This is a genomic window from Clostridium sp. OF09-36 (assembly GCF_003481985.1).
In the GTDB taxonomy this organism is placed as follows: Bacteria; Bacillota; Clostridia; order Lachnospirales; family Lachnospiraceae; genus Brotaphodocola.
In genome coordinates, this window is record NZ_QUMD01000001.1 from 1 (window position 1) to 15,524 (window position 15,524).

At 50.5% G+C, this 15,524-nt stretch carries 9 protein-coding genes; 1 reads left to right on the forward strand and 8 read right to left on the reverse strand.

Features of this window, described 5'->3' with window-relative positions; translation table 11 throughout:
• Nucleotides 1-250: 250 nt before the first annotated feature.
• The 5 genes from DXA97_RS00005 to DXA97_RS00025 all read right to left on the reverse strand — a co-directional run bounded on the left by DXA97_RS00005 (nucleotide 251) and on the right by DXA97_RS00025 (nucleotide 5,554).
• On the reverse strand, nucleotides 251-469 hold the full coding sequence (locus DXA97_RS00005) for a helix-turn-helix transcriptional regulator (RefSeq protein ID WP_118718121.1): 219 nt from the start codon (nucleotides 467-469) through the stop codon (nucleotides 251-253).
• 214 nt (nucleotides 470-683) lie between these two features.
• Nucleotides 684-1,955 (reverse strand): diaminopimelate decarboxylase, encoded by a 1,272-nt coding sequence (locus DXA97_RS00010; RefSeq protein ID WP_118718122.1) that lies wholly within the window; start codon nucleotides 1,953-1,955, stop codon nucleotides 684-686.
• Between the two features lie 235 nt (nucleotides 1,956-2,190).
• Entirely contained in the window at nucleotides 2,191-3,630 is a 1,440-nt protein-coding gene (pyk, locus tag DXA97_RS00015) for a pyruvate kinase (protein ID WP_118718123.1), read from the reverse strand.
• 33 nt (nucleotides 3,631-3,663) lie between these two features.
• A complete protein-coding gene (locus tag DXA97_RS00020) occupies nucleotides 3,664-4,512 on the reverse strand; it encodes a hypothetical protein (RefSeq protein ID WP_118718124.1) in 849 nt (282 codons plus the stop codon).
• A gap of 100 nt (nucleotides 4,513-4,612) precedes the next feature.
• Nucleotides 4,613-5,554 (reverse strand): magnesium transporter CorA family protein, encoded by a 942-nt coding sequence (locus DXA97_RS00025; RefSeq protein ID WP_118718125.1) that lies wholly within the window; start codon nucleotides 5,552-5,554, stop codon nucleotides 4,613-4,615.
• 232 nt (nucleotides 5,555-5,786) lie between these two features.
• Between DXA97_RS00025 and DXA97_RS00030 the strand changes: the two genes are divergently transcribed.
• A complete protein-coding gene (locus DXA97_RS00030) occupies nucleotides 5,787-10,037 on the forward strand; it encodes a 2-hydroxyacyl-CoA dehydratase (RefSeq protein WP_118718126.1) in 4,251 nt (1,416 codons plus the stop codon).
• Between the two features lie 85 nt (nucleotides 10,038-10,122).
• Here the strand turns inward: DXA97_RS00030 and DXA97_RS21725 are convergent, their stop codons facing one another.
• The 3 genes from DXA97_RS21725 to argS form a co-directional block, all read right to left on the reverse strand.
• On the reverse strand, nucleotides 10,123-10,617 hold the full coding sequence (locus DXA97_RS21725; protein WP_118718127.1) for a C-terminal helicase domain-containing protein: 495 nt from the start codon (nucleotides 10,615-10,617) through the stop codon (nucleotides 10,123-10,125).
• Between the two features lie 80 nt (nucleotides 10,618-10,697).
• Nucleotides 10,698-13,466 (reverse strand): SNF2 helicase associated domain-containing protein, encoded by a 2,769-nt coding sequence (locus tag DXA97_RS21730; protein WP_118718128.1) that lies wholly within the window; start codon nucleotides 13,464-13,466, stop codon nucleotides 10,698-10,700.
• Between the two features lie 195 nt (nucleotides 13,467-13,661).
• Nucleotides 13,662-15,428 carry an arginine--tRNA ligase gene (gene argS, locus DXA97_RS00045; RefSeq protein WP_118718352.1) on the reverse strand — a complete coding sequence of 589 codons (1,767 nt, stop codon included), beginning with the start codon at nucleotides 15,426-15,428 and terminating at the stop codon, nucleotides 13,662-13,664.
• Between the last annotated feature and the right edge of the window lie 96 nt (nucleotides 15,429-15,524).

Consider the following 15,524-nt stretch of genomic DNA (forward strand, 5'->3'; position numbering starts at 1 on the left):
AGAAATCTCTAAATCCAGCGGAAGTTTGATTTGATAATACAGCGAAAATGAGGTATAATCCCTCTGTATTATTTTGTTTAGTCGCATAAACTGATTATACCACGAACGCCGGGCTTTTCGAAGCTCGGCGTTTTGTGTTGGATATATAAAATGAGCTGCCGCACGTTAGTGCGACAGCCCCTTCTCCACTTACATATAAAACAAAACGCTTACTATTCACTATCGGGCTTTTCGTTTTCAGCCCTTCCTGCTATTCTTTTTCTCCTGTATTTTTTTCATCATACTGCATAATATCTTCTACCCTGCAGTTTAAAATCTGGCACAGCACCTCGATCGTATGCGTTGAAACATACGCATTTTTCTTCAATCGGTTGATCTGCCCGGAACTGACACCATAATTTTTGATCAGCCGGTACTGGGAAACACCACGGGTCTTCATGGTCTCCCAAAGCGGATCATACGTTATCATGTCCGTCCCTCCTGATTTATAAGCTTATCCAACTGCATTTTGCACACTTAGCTACAATCTTATTCTATTAAATCAGTTTGGCCGAAATCTGTATATTATCCATAAGTGGATATTATACCGTTTTGTAAAGCAAATTAACAATTTGATTAACTTTAATAGGGCCGTGTGAGTTGCCTTTCGGCAACTCACAGGCCCTTGTCATATACTTAAATTGTTATTTCAGATATTTCTCCATCATCGGGCAGATATCCAGTGTTGCGAAGTAATCCTGCGGTGTCTCGGCACGGCGGATCATCTGCACGGAGCCATCTTCCTTTAATAAGAGCTCGGCGGATTTGAGCTTTCCGTTATAGTTATAGCCCATAGCGAAGCCATGTGCTCCGGTGTCGTGAATGACTAACAAATCACCCATATCAATCTTCGGGAGCATGCGGTCGATGGCGAACTTATCGTTGTTCTCGCAGAGAGAACCGGTTACATCGTACTTGTGGTCGCACGGAGCATCTTCTTTTCCAGCTACGGTGATATGATGGTAAGCACCATACATAGCCGGGCGCATCAGGTTGACTGCGCAGGCATCGACGCCGATGTACTCCTTGTGGGTGTGCTTCTCGTGGATGGCCTTGGTAACCAGACAGCCGTAAGGTCCAAGCATGAAACGGCCAAGCTCGGTGTAGATGGCTACATCGCCCATGCCAGCCGGTACCAGAACTTCCTCATAAACCTTGCGTACGCCTTCGCCGATCGCCATAATGTCGTTCGGCTCCTGGTCCGGACGGTAAGGAATACCGATTCCACCGGAAAGGTTGATGAAGGTGATGTGGGCGCCGGTCTCTTCTTTCAGCTTAACAGCAAGCTCGAAGAGAACCTTTGCTAACATCGGATAATAATCGTTGGTTACGGTGTTGCTTGCCAGGAATGCGTGCATACCGAAGTTTTCAGCGCCTTTTTCTTTCAGGATCTTATACGCCTCGAACATCTGCTCGGTGGTCATGCCGTATTTCGCATCGCCCGGGTTGTCCATGATATCATTGCTGATCTTGAACAGTCCGCCCGGATTATAGCGGCAGCTGATGGTCTTCGGAATATAACCAAGAACCTTTTCTACGCACTCAATATGGGTAATATCATCCAGGTTGATGATGGCACCCAGGTCATTTGCCAGCTTGAACTCTTCCGGCGGAGTATCATTGGAAGAAAACATGATGTTGTGACCGGAAAAGCCGGTTGCGTCAGACATCATCAGCTCGGTTGCAGAGGAACAATCGGTGCCGCAGCCGTATTCCTGCAGGATTTTCAGAATGTATGGGTTCGGAGTTGCCTTTACTGCGAAATATTCCTTGTAACCCTTATTCCAGGAAAATGCCTCTTTTAAGCGCTTTGCATTCTCTCGGATCCCTTTTTCATCGTACAGATGAAACGGGGTCGGGTAGGTCTTTGTGATCTCCTCTAACTGTGCTTTTGTTACAAATGGTTTTTTCTCCATCGGTATCTCCTCTCTATACAAAATCTGCTCTTGCAGGATTTATCTTTCCACATGCCCGCATCAAGACACAACCTCCTTGGTGTGCAGGGTGTTTTTGTTTCATAGGCTATAATTCCTATAAACGAAAAAACAGGAAGCCTGAACAGGCCGCAATCAAACTGATTGTAACCCATATCAGACTTCCTTGTCTAGTTCTTTCGATTAATATGAAAAATTAATACAAAAATTATTCAAATTACTCAACCACTACCACACGCATGATGTTGGTGCTGCTCGCCGGCTCGTGACGGGTATTCTTGTTTACTACACCAGCAGTTACAACTGCAACATCGCCGCTCTTGATCACGTTCTTCTCCTTCAGAAGCTCAACGGAAGACTCAATCAGAAGGTCGGTAGAATCTGCGCGCTTTGCCTGGTACGGCTTTACGCCCCAGTAGATCTGCATCTGGCGTACTGCGGTTGCGCTCGGGGACAGGCCGATTACGGTTGTGCTCGGTCTCCACTTGGAGAGCAGGCGGGTGGTAAATCCGCTGATGGACGGAGCGATGATGACATCTGCTTCCAGATCATGCGCAGTGGATACGGAAGAGTAGCAAACTGCGTTGGAAATGTTCTTGCGGTTTGCGGTGGATACTCTTCTCATGCGGTATGCATTGTAGTCTAAGTACCGCTCGGAAGTCTCGCAGATCTGAGCCATCATCTTTAATGCCTCTACCGGATATTTACCCATTGCAGTCTCGCCGGACAGCATCACTGCATCGGTACCATCGTATACTGCGTTTGCAACGTCGGTTACCTCTGCACGGGTCGGGCGCGGGTTGCGGATCATGGAATCCAGCATCTGGGTTGCGGTGATAACCGGCTTGCATGCCAGATTACACTTGCGGATGATGGTCTTCTGGATGTGCGGAACCTGCTCAGCCGGGATCTCTACGCCCATGTCACCACGAGCTACCATGATGCCGTCACTGGCCTCAATGATGTCATCCAGGTTCTCGATACCCTCTGCGTTCTCGATCTTTGCAATGATCTGGATGTGGGAACCAGCCTCGTCTAACATCGCACGGATCTCACGAACCGCATCTGCAGTACGAACGAAGGAAGCTGCAATGAAATCGAAGCCCTGCTCGATACCGAAACGGATATCTGCTTTATCCTTCTCAGTCAGTGCCGGAAGCTTGATCTTTACGTTCGGTACGTTTACGCCCTTGCGCATGCCAAGCTCGCCGCCGTTTACTACGGTGCAGACGATATCGGTGCCGTTTACTACTTCCTGAACCTTCAGCTCGATCAGGCCGTCATCGATCAGGATGGTATTGCCAGCCTCAACGTCTGCCGGAAGTCCGCTGTAGTTGATGAAACCGATCTGGTCGTCACCAACGATCTCGCGGGTGGTCAGGGTATAAGTCTGTCCCTCAACTAAGGTTACTTTTTTCTCATCTTTTAACAGGCCGGTACGGATCTCCGGTCCCTTGGTATCCAGCAGGGCTGCGATCGGCAGATCCAGCTCATCGCGGATGCTCTTTAACATATCCAGACGGGATTTCTGCTCCTCATAGTCGCCGTGGGAGAAGTTGAAACGTGCAATATCCATGCCGTTCTCAGCAAGCGCCTTCATCAGGTTGCGGTCATTGGTGTTCGGTCCCATGGTGCAGATGATCTTTGTCTTTTTCATAGATGTGTTGTCCTCCAAAATTATTTTATAAATCTATTCTTGCACAGAATCCTTTGTAACATGCTTGTGCGTGTACAAATGATCCTGACAGTACTCATAGTTACCCTCGCATTTGGAACAATAGCGGAACTCCAGCTCCGGATTGTCCAGCTCGGTCCGGCCGCACACCGCACAGCGGTGACGGGTCTTTCCCGGAACCACGATCTTCGCCTGCTGCTTAAATTCCTGCCGGCGTTTGATCTCCTTTGGCGCATAGCGCTTGTAGTTTCGGGTCATGGCAAAAAACAGGATGATGGTGATCATGGAAAGTACCAGCTCTACTTTCACCGCAATATTTCCCATGATAAAATCGTAAAGATAAACGGCTGCCTCGGCGATCGCGATCCATTTTGCTTTTACCGGCAGCACAAAGAACATGTAAAACTGCGCGTCCGGATTGATGATGCAAAAAGCAAAGAACAACGATGCATTCAAAAAGCCTGTGGTTAACAGCCAATTCTGGCCAAACACAAAGTAGCCAACGAATGCGGCCACGATCTGCGCCAGGATTCCCATGATAAAGAATACATTGAAGCGGAAAGAGCCCCAGACATATTCCAGTGTCTGCCCCAGATTATAATATAGAAACAATGCGATCAGGCCATAAAAAATCTGGGTAAAGCTCCAGGAGCCGAAGGCCGGCGGATAGATCAGAAATGTGGCAAGACGCCAGATCTGCCCACGTAAGATCATGCCTACATTTAAGCTCAAATAATTGTAGTAGATCATGGGATCTAAAAGCCATACCACCAGACCGGCCGCATAAAGGATCGTGATGTAATACATCAGGTTCCGGATGGCATATTTCCGATACTTTCGTTCGAAATCCGTGAAAAATTTCATGCAATTTCCTTTCTGTCTTTTTTATCGGTTCCGTTCTGGCTGCAAAAAACAGATGCAGTCACTGTGCTGGCAACTGCCCGCCACAACAGCACTCATCCACTCAGAACAGGTTCCGTTTTGCAAAAACCCATGCCACCGCACAGGTCAGCACGATGGAAAGCACGATCACAATGGAAAAGCCGTACGGATTTGTTGCAAATGGCATGCTGCTGCTTAACACGTTCATGCCGTAAAAGCTGGAAACCATGGTCGGGATCGACATGACGATCGTGATGGTGGCCAGAAACTTCATGACGATGTTCAGGTTATTGGAAATAACCGAAGCAAACGCGTCCATGGTGCCGCTTAAAATGCCGCTGTAGATGTTGGCCATCTCGATTGCCTGCTTGTTCTCGATGATGACATCGTCCAGAAGCTCGGTATCCTCCGGATACTTTTTGATTTTCTCACTCTTTAGCAGCTTCTCCAGTACGACCTCATTGGAGCGCAGGGATGTGGTAAAGTACACCAAGCTCTTTTGCAGCTCCAGAATCTCGATAAGTTCCTGGTTTCGCGGGGATTTGTAAAGCTCTTTTTCTACGATATCGCTCTTCTTGTCGATGATGCGCAGATACTGCAGATAAAGGGATGCATTCTTGTAAAGGATCTGGAGAATGAAGCGTGTCTTCATATAAGTATAGAAGTCACGGACTCTTCCGTCCATGAATGCGTTTAATACTGGTGTTTCTTCCAGACACACGGTAATGATAATGCTGTCTGACATGATGATGCCCATAGGGATGGTCACATACCAGTCTTTTTCGTTACGTTCCTCGATAACAGGGATATCGACCAGGATCAGACTGTAATGCTCTTCCAGTTCGATACGGGATCGTTCTTCTTCATCCAGAGGGGCCCGGACATGATCCGGATCGATCTCATAGCGTTCCGCGATCTCAAGGATCTCGGTTGCAGTCGGATTTGTCAGTGCGATCCAGCAGCCGGATTCCGCTTCGTCAACCTGATGAATCGCTCCATCTTCCGTTTTAAATATGCGTATCATATGATTTTTCGTTCCTTTCCCTGTTTCGGCTATCTTATTATAATTTCTGAGTTCTTGTTTGTCAAATCTATTGATCGTTCTTTTTCAATTCTGACAGAAGTTTCCAGATTTCTTAACTAAATTTTTACACATACACAAATTGTATTATGTGAGATTTTATGTTAAACTCTGCACTGTACGCTGAGGAAGTGTGTCTTTTTAGATAAGGAGGCAGGGGTTTTCCCCGCATCAAATGAATTTATTACATAATAATACTCTTGGAATCGATATTGGTTCCACTACCGTAAAAATCGCAGTCTTAGACAGCGAACATCATATGTTATTTACCGATTACGAGCGCCACTATGCTAACATTCAGGAGACGCTCGCTCTTTTATTATCAAGAGCAAAAGAAAAGCTGGGCGAGATGACTGTCTCCCCAAGCATTACCGGATCCGGCGGCCTGACCCTGTCCGGTCACTTAGAGGTTCCGTTCACTCAGGAGGTCGTAGCGGTTGCTACTGCCCTGCAGGACTATGCCCCGCAGACCGATGTTGCCATTGAGCTGGGCGGCGAGGACGCAAAGATTATTTACTTTACCGGCGGTATCGACCAGCGCATGAACGGAATCTGCGCCGGCGGTACCGGTTCCTTTATTGACCAGATGGCATCCCTCTTACAGACCGATGCTTCCGGTCTAAACGAGTATGCCAAAAATTACCAGATGATCTACCCGATTGCAGCCCGCTGCGGCGTTTTCGCAAAATCTGATATCCAGCCGCTCATCAATGAGGGCGCTACCAGGGAAGATCTTTCCGCATCCATTTTCCAGGCTGTGGTCAACCAGACCATCAGCGGTCTTGCCTGCGGAAAACCGATCCGCGGCACCGTGGCATTTCTCGGCGGCCCGCTGCATTTCCTGCCGGAGCTGCGCCAGGCCTTTATCCGCACCCTGAATCTGGATGCAGACCATATTGTCGCACCGGACCACTCCCATCTGTTCGCTGCCATCGGTGCAGCCATGAATGCAGACGAGAAGGTAACCGTATCCCTGACCGATATGATCGAACGTCTTACCTCCGGCATTAAGATGGAGTTTGAGGTAAAACGTATGGAGCCGCTCTTTGCATCCCAGGCCGATTACGATGCGTTCCAGACCCGTCATGCACAGCATCAGGTAAAAAAAGGAGACTTATCCACATACAGCGGCAATTGTTACCTGGGAATCGACGCCGGTTCCACCACCACCAAGGTGGCCCTGGTCGGCGAGGACGGAAGCCTTCTCTACAGCTTCTATGACAACAACAACGGAAGCACCATCGCCACCGCCATCCGCGCGATTTCCGAGATTAAGGAAAAGCTTCCGGAAACCGCACACATTGCCTGGTCCTGCTCGACCGGTTATGGCGAGGCCTTATTAAAATCTGCCCTGATGTTAGATGAAGGAGAGGTTGAAACCATCTCCCACTACTACGCAGCAGCATTCTTTGAGCCGGATGTAGACTGCATCCTGGACATTGGCGGACAGGACATGAAGTGCATCCGCATCAAAGACCATACCGTGGACAGCGTGCAGCTGAACGAGGCATGTTCTTCCGGCTGTGGTTCCTTCATCGAGACCTTTGCAAAGTCCCTGAATTATTCCGTCATTGACTTCGCGAAGGAAGCGCTTTTTGCCAAGAACCCGACGGACCTTGGTACCCGCTGCACCGTATTCATGAACTCAAACGTAAAGCAGGCACAGAAGGAAGGCGCTACCGTAGCCGATATCTCTGCCGGTCTTGCTTACTCCGTCATCAAAAATGCATTATTTAAGGTAATCAAGATCACCAATGCTTCGGACCTGGGCACCCATGTGGTTGTTCAGGGCGGCACCTTCTACAACGATGCCGTGCTCAGAAGCTTTGAAAAGATTGCCGGATGTGAAGCAGTCCGCCCGGACATCGCCGGTATCATGGGCGCGTTCGGTGCCGCGCTGATCGCAAGAGAGCGCTGCAACCATGAAAAGGGCACCTCCATGCTTCCGCTTGACCGGATCCTTTCCTTAAAATATGAGACTTCCATGGCACGCTGCAAGGGCTGCACCAACCACTGCGTCCTCACCATCAACCGTTTCGACGGCGGACGTCAGTTTGTCAGCGGAAACCGCTGCGAGCGCGGTCTTGGAAAAGAAAAAGCAAAGAAAGAAATCCCGAACCTGTTCGCTTACAAATATCACCGGATGTTTGACTATGAGCCACTCCCGGCTGATGAAGCCACCCGCGGCACCATCGGTGTTCCGCGTGTTCTGAACATGTACGAGAATTTCCCGTTCTGGGCTACGTTCCTAAAGGAACTGGGCTTCCGTGTCATCCTTTCCCCGCAGTCCACCAGACAAATCTATGAGCTTGGCATCGAGTCCATCCCGAGTGAGTCTGAGTGCTACCCGGCAAAGCTGGTGCACGGCCATATTTCCTGGCTGATCCGTCAGGGTGTGCGCGATATCTTCTATCCGTGCATTCCGTACGAGCGCAACGAGACACCTCAAGCAGGCAACCACTACAACTGCCCGATGGTTACCTCCTACGCGGAAAACATCAAAAACAATGTGGAAGAGCTCTCTGAGTTCGATGTCCACTTTATGAATCCGTTCTTTGCTTTTACTAACGAAGAAGTGCTGACCAGACAGCTGATTGTGGAATTTGGCAAGGAATACCATATTTCTTCTGTAGAAGTGCAGAAAGCAGCACACACTGCATGGGAAGAGCTTCTTGCGTCCCGCCATGACATGGAGAAAAAAGGCGAGGAAACCATTGCCTGGTTAAAGGAGCACGACCGCCACGGCATCGTCCTGGCCGGCCGCCCTTACCACGTAGACCCGGAGATCAACCACGGTATCCCGGAGCTAATCACCTCCTACGGCTTTGCAGTCCTGACGGAAGATTCCATCTCCCACCTGGCCGATGCAGAGCGCCCGCTCATCGTCACCGACCAGTGGATGTACCACTCCAGACTGTACCGCGCTGCCACCTATGTAAAGAACAGCGAATGCCTGGATTTAATCCAGCTCAACTCCTTCGGCTGCGGCCTGGATGCCGTTACCACCGACCAGGTACACGATATCCTGACCGGCTCCGGCAAGATCTACACTGTATTAAAGATCGATGAGGTCAATAACCTCGGTGCGGCAAGAATCCGTATCCGTTCCCTGATTGCAGCCTTAAAGGTGCGCCAGCAGAAGCATTTCGAGCGCAAGGTCGTATCCAGCGCTTACAACCGTGTTGTCTTCACCAAGGAAATGAAGAAAGACTACACCCTGCTCTGCCCGCAGATGTCTCCGATCCACTTTGAGCTGATCGAACCGGCTATCCGTGCATTCGGCTACAAGATCGAGGTGCTGCAGAATGACAGCAAAAATGCGGTCGATGTCGGACTGCAGTACGTCAACAACGATGCCTGCTATCCGTCCCTGATCGTCATCGGCCAGATCATGGATGCGCTGTTATCCGGCAAATATGACCTGGACCACACTGCAGTCCTGATGAGCCAGACCGGCGGTGGCTGCCGTGCTTCCAACTACATTGGCTTTATCCGCCGTGCACTGGAAAAAGCCGGTATGCCGCAGATCCCGGTCATCTCCGTCAATGCGAACGGCATGGAGACCAACCCTGGTTTCACCTTCACACCGGGACTCATCACCAAGGCCATGCAGGGCGTTGTTTACGGCGATATTTTCATGCGCGTGCTCTATGCCACCCGTCCTTACGAAAAGGTTCCGGGTTCCGCAAACGCACTGCATGAGAAATGGAAGGCCCGCTGCATCAAGAGCCTTTCCAAGTGCTCCGCAAACATGATGGAATTTGGAAGAAACATTAAGGGAATCATCCACGACTTCGACGAGCTGCCGCGGTTAGATATTAAGAAGCCGAAGGTCGGCATTGTCGGCGAGATTCTGGTAAAATTCTCCCCGCTTGCCAACAACCACATCGTGGACCTGCTGGAATCCGAGGGAGCTGAGGCTGTTATGCCGGATCTGATGGACTTCCTTTTATACTGCTTCTATAACAGTAACTTCAAGGCAGACCACCTTGGCGGCAAGCGCTCCACCGCCCGCCTGTGCAACCTGGGGATCTCTCTCTTAGAGTATTTCCGCAAGACTGCACGCAAGGAGCTGGAAGCCAGCAAAAACTTCACCCCGCCGTCCCGCATCAGCGATCTGGCTGACATGGCAAAGCACTATGTTTCCCTGGGTAACCAGACCGGTGAAGGCTGGTTCTTAACCGGCGAGATGCTGGAGCTGATCCACAGCGGTGTGAAGAATATCGTCTGCACCCAGCCGTTTGGCTGCCTGCCAAACCATATCGTAGGAAAAGGTGTCATCAAAGAGCTGCGTGCTTCCCACCCGGAGGCAAACATCATCGCAGTCGACTACGATCCGGGCGCCAGCGAGGTAAACCAGTTAAACCGTATCAAGCTGATGCTGGCAACCGCTCAGAAGCAGCTGCATAACAATATCGCACAGTAACGAACGAGGGCCGGAAGGTTTCGTCCCCGCCATTCGGCGGGTACGACTTCCGGCCCATTTGTGTTTACTGTACGATATTGTTTATTTACTGTGGAGACAGGATTTTCAGCAGTTCTTCTTTGCTGAGGCTTCCGATGGACACCTGCTCTCCGGATATGATCTGGTCGGCCAGATCCCGCTTCTGTTCCTGAAGCTTTAAGATATTTTCCTCTACGGTATCTTTCATGATCAGCTTAAATACGGATACCTGTTTTTCCTGGCCGATGCGGTGTGCGCGGTCGGTTGCCTGGTTCTGGGCTGCTACATTCCACCACGGATCGTAGTGGATGACAACATCGGCAGCGGTTAAGTTCAGTCCGGTTCCTCCGGCCTTTAAGGAAATGAGAAACACCGGCGTATCGTCAGTCTGGAAGGCCCCGGCCATGCGGATGCGCTCTTCCTTCGGCGTTGCTCCCGTCAGTTCATGGAAAGCGATTCCCTCTTTCTTTAAACGCGCTCCGATCAGTTCTAACATGGAAGTAAACTGGGAGAATAAGAGGATCTTGTGTCCACCTGCGATACCGCCTGTGATCAGTTCCATACAGGTATCGAGCTTTGCCGAACCGCCTTTGTAGCGGTCGAAGCATAAGGACGGGTCGCAGCAGATCTGACGCAGCTTGGTCAGCTCTGCCAGTACTGGATGTGCTCGCTTCCATAGGTATCACCGCTCATCTGCTCCAGTTCTTCTTTTAGTGCCAGAGCGTGTGCTGTATACAGCTGCTTCTGTTCTTCTTCCGCCATAGAGTATACAACCGTCTCTAACTTGTCCGGAAGATCCTTTAACACATCCTTCTTTAACCGGCGAAGCACAAACGGAGCAGAAAGACGGCGCAGATTCTCCAGCGCGCGCCCGTCTCCATCTTTGGTGATCGGAGTCTCGAACTGCTTGCGGAACCGGGAATAGGTAAATAAGAATCCCGGCATTAAGTAATCGAAAATACTCCAGAGCTCAGACAGGCGGTTCTCAATCGGAGTACCGGTCAGGGCATACCGCGTCTGCGCTTTGATCAGCTTCACGGACTTGGCGCTCTGCGTCAACGGATTCTTGATATACTGCGCCTCATCGATCACCTGAAAACGGAACTGGAACGGCTCGTAAAATGCGATGTCCCTTTTTAGAAGGTCATATGAAGTAATTAAAATCTGAGGGTGCCGGATTACTGTCACGGATTCCTGATCTGATGCCACTCTCAGATTTTCCTTTCCTGATTTCAAACTGTCTTGAACAGATTCCATATCCTTTTGAATAGATTCCAAATTGTCCCCGACAGATTTCGTGACAGGTTCCATGGAATTTGCTTCTGCAGATTTTGCAGCCTGTTTCTTGGCTTCCGCTTTCACTTCAGCCGCCTGCCGCAGAATCTCCTCCCGCTCCGGCGCAGTCCCGGTTACCGTCTGTACGGTCAGTCCCGGTGCGAAGCGTTTTAATTCGTTTTCCCAGTTGTAAACCAGGGAAGCCGGACATACGATCAGAGTCTGGGAGTCCGGGCGTTCTTTTGCCTCTGCCTGCAAAAGCGTTATGATCTGGATGGTTTTTCCAAGTCCCATGTCATCGGCCAGAATGCCGCCAAACCCATTTACATCCAGGGTTTTCAGCCATCGGTAGCCGGTCTTCTGGTAACCGCGCAGCACCTGCTTTAACGAGTCTGGGACCACATAATCACTGTCTTCCACCGACTTCATACCGCGCACAACTGCGCGGAACAGATTATCGCGGTAAAACGTGATGCCGTTGCCCTCTTTTAACATACAATCCAGATAAAGGGCCCGGTAGACCGGGACTTTGACGGTACCGGATAACAATTCCTCCCGCCCAATCCCGAGACTGTCCGTCATGCGGGCTACCGTCATCAGCCCGTTTTCATCAACGTCTAAAAATTCTCCGCTCTTTAAGCGGTAATACTTCTTCTTCGGATCGTAACCGGCAAGGATATCAAGCAGCTCGCTCCGGCTCATGCCCTCCGCATCCACGTTCAGCTCCAGCCATCTTCCGGAGGTCTGCACCCCTACCTTCACCTGCGGTGACGGCAGCACGCGGATCTTTCTCGCCGCATCCGTCACCAGCACCTGACCTAAGGACATAAACTCCTCCATGCCCTCCGAAAGCAGGCGGTACAGCGCGTCTTCATCGCCCCGGATCACCAGAAATTCCGACTCGCCGTCGCGGTACTGGAAATATTTTGTGATCACCTGGCTGATCTTAAATTCGGCCGGGACATCGCGGCAGATGATCCGCGGAACCTTATCGTCATTTAATGGAGAGAACGAAAAATCTCCGTACGAAAGCAGTGGCTTCATGGTGATCTCATCCGGGCCGGTGCTGTCGAACGAGAACTGCGCCTTCAACTCTTTCGGGCGGTAGCTTTCCAGGTCCACATCGTTCACCGTCAATTCTGCATAGGGAAGTATTTTTTGCAGGACACGCTCGTAAAACAACGGAATGTCCCGGTCCTGAATATCTAACGTATGGCTCTTTTTATCCTTCAAAACCTGTTCTAAAAATACCCCCAGCTCCCTGGATTCCATTTCATCCAGACATACAAGGCGGGTCTGGTCTCCTACATACCAGCCGCGTTCTCCCGGAATTCCAAACAGCTCCTGGTCCACTGACACGGCAATGCCGTCACGGCCTGCGCGGCAGATCTGGACCGGCAGCCGCATGCATTCCTGCTGCACCTTCACATTGACATGGCTTCCATCGCCAAATTCGACTTCCAGTTCCCGGTCCTCCATAAGCTGAAAGAAGCGGTCCCGGTTTGCCCGGTTTAAATTCAGGGTGCGGAGACCCTGCATCGTCACAAACGAGCTCTTCCGGAACTGTTCGAAATGTTCCTGATAAACCTGCACCAATTCTAACAGCAGGGCACAAAGCTCCCGGTCCTCCTGTGCAAACGCATTCAGACTGTGGTGAAACGTCAGCTGTTTTCCGTAAGAGACACTGGCTCCGGTTCGCACTGCCTCCGCAAATGCCAGCAGATCCTTGATAATATAAAAACGATCCCGCCCCAGCTTAAATTCCAGACTGGCAGAACCGTTTTTTAACATCAGGCGCGGCACCAGCCGGATCTCTGTCTCCTCAGAATCCTCTATGATCTTTGCCACTTCCCGGTTGGTATACTCCCGGATCATGGTGCGGATCTCCTGTGAGGTAGAGACAGGACGGCCTGAATGCAGCTCCTGTTCTTTTTTCCATTGTTCCCATACAAGCTTTGCATGTGCGCACATGCCCTTGTAGGAATTTCCATTCACACAAGAACAAGAGTAGTCGCGAACCTGACTACCCTTGACATATAAATTTACTTTGTATAACCGATCCCCATCCTGGACGGAGGCCTGGATTCCCTGCTCTCCCTTCCAGAATGTGCTGGTGGCAGACTCCATGATCTTCATATAATGCCTCCTCGCGTTCTTGTGAACAGAAGTTTCTTCACCAACTTTTCCGAGCTGACATGCCCCAGCTCGATTCCGCTTCGCTCCATCTCGCTGCGCGGGCTTCGCCTATAGATTCCAGCGAATCCAGAGGCTCTGTGAGCAAGCTCACTCGCCTCCGGAATTCACTGTCCTCTGCATGTCACTGCTGTAACGTTACATTCTAGACGGTGCCTCAAATCCGAGTACCTGGATGCAGGCCTCGAGCACGCGTTTTACCAGTGTGATGAGCGCGATCCAGCTTGCCTGGCGCTCCTTGTCCTCTTCTGCCAGGATACGGGTATCGTGGTAGAAGCTGTTGAAGGCATTGGACAGATCGAAGATGTACTGGCAGATCTTGTGCGGTGCAGTCTCTGCGAATGCATTTTCCATCACGTCGTTGTATTTGGACAGCTCCAGCATCAATGCTTTTTCCGCATCGCTGGCTGCCGGGAGAATAGTGTCTGCTTTTGCGTCCGGATTCTGTGCCTCGTATTTGCCCAGAATGGATTTGATGCGGACGATGGTATACAGGATATATGGACCGGTATTTCCCTCGAAGGAGATAAAGCGGTCGATATCAAAAATGTAATCCTTTGCTGCCTGATTGGATAAGTCACCATATTTTAAGGCTGCAAGGCCGACGATCTTTGCGGTCTCCTTCGCCTCAGCCTCATCCATGCTGCGGTTTTCCATGATACGGTCATAAACAGCTGCATTGATATCTGCAATGAGATGCTCCAGACGCATAACGCCGCCATCTCTGGTCTTAAACGGTTTTCCGTCCTTTCCGTTCATGGTACCAAAACCGATATGCACCATCGGGGTTTCCGCTTTTACATAACCAGCCTTCTTTGCTACGCGGAAGACCTGCTTAAAGTGAAGTTCCTGACGTTTGTCGGCAACATAAATGTATTTTACCGGCTGGAAGTCCTTCTCACGCTCCAGAATGGTTCCCAGATCAGAGGTTGCGTAAAGGGCAGCACCATCGGACTTGCGCACGATACACGGCGGCAGCTCCTTGGAGTCGGTCGGCTCAGTCACGTCTACAACCAGGGCACCCTGGCTCTCGTATGCCAGACCCTTGTCCTGCAGATCCTGGATCAGCCACGGAATGTACTCCTCTGCGTCGCTCTCTCCTTTCCAGAGTTCAAAATGAACGTCCAGATTGCCGTAGTTCTTCTTTAAGTCAGCCAGGGAAACCTTCATGATGTGTTTCCAGATGGCAGTATACGGCGCATAGCCCTTCTGAAGCTTAAAGGTTGCGGTCTGTGCACGCTCCTTGAATGCCTCGTCCACCTTGGATTTGCCGCTTGCGGTCGGGTAGATGTCCTCCAGCTCGCTGATGGTAAACGGCGGCTCGGACGGATACTCTCCGGTATAGGTTTCATCGAAATAAACGAGATCCGGCTTACGGTCGCGCAGCTCCTCGATGATGAGTCCCATCTGCAGGCCCCAGTCGCCCAGATGTACATCGCCGATCATGTTGTAGCCTAAGTAGCGGCCCATGCGTTTTACGCTCTCACCGATGACAGCAGAGCGCAGATGACCGACATGGAGCGGTTTTGCCACATTGGCTCCGCCGTAGTCAACGATGATGGTCTCGCCGTGACCTTCTTCCTCCACGCCAAGCTTTTCTTCCTTTGCCATGCCGTTCATGTAATCAGCCAGATAAGCTGCATTTAAGCGGATGTTGATGAAGCCCGGCATCACGGCGTTAATCTCGGAAAACATGTTGTCGCCGTTTAACTTCTCTACCACCTCATTTGCAATGTCGATGGGTTTCTTTTTATAAGCCTTGGCTGCAGCCATAGCACCGTTGCACTGGTACTCACATAAGTCCGGGCGGTTGGATAAGACAACCTTTGCGTAGGATGCGTCATAGCCGCAGGCGGTAAATGCAGACTGCATTTCGTCTGCGATCAGATCCAGAATTCTTTTCACCTTGTTTTCTCCTTTATTGGTTTCTTTGCTGCTGAACACGCTTGCACGGCCAGTAACATTTCTTTTCCTCGTTTTTCTGAACTATTATTATACCCG

Bases quoted from the DNA above. Each gene is read 5' to 3' on its own strand.
- DXA97_RS00025 (WP_118718125.1), bottom strand. From the start codon at position 5,554: ATGATACGCATATTTAAAACGGAAGATGGAGCGATTCATCAGGTTGAC.
- DXA97_RS00020 (WP_118718124.1), bottom strand. From the start codon at position 4,512: ATGAAATTTTTCACGGATTTCGAACGAAAGTATCGGAAATATGCCATC.
- DXA97_RS00030 (WP_118718126.1), top strand. From the start codon at position 5,787: ATGAATTTATTACATAATAATACTCTTGGAATCGATATTGGTTCCACT.
- DXA97_RS00005 (WP_118718121.1), bottom strand. From the start codon at position 469: ATGATAACGTATGATCCGCTTTGGGAGACCATGAAGACCCGTGGTGTT.
- pyk (WP_118718123.1), bottom strand. From the start codon at position 3,630: ATGAAAAAGACAAAGATCATCTGCACCATGGGACCGAACACCAATGAC.
- DXA97_RS21725 (WP_118718127.1), bottom strand. From the start codon at position 10,617: ATGGAACTGATCACAGGCGGTATCGCAGGTGGACACAAGATCCTCTTA.
- DXA97_RS00010 (WP_118718122.1), bottom strand. From the start codon at position 1,955: ATGGAGAAAAAACCATTTGTAACAAAAGCACAGTTAGAGGAGATCACA.
- DXA97_RS21730 (WP_118718128.1), bottom strand. From the start codon at position 13,466: ATGAAGATCATGGAGTCTGCCACCAGCACATTCTGGAAGGGAGAGCAG.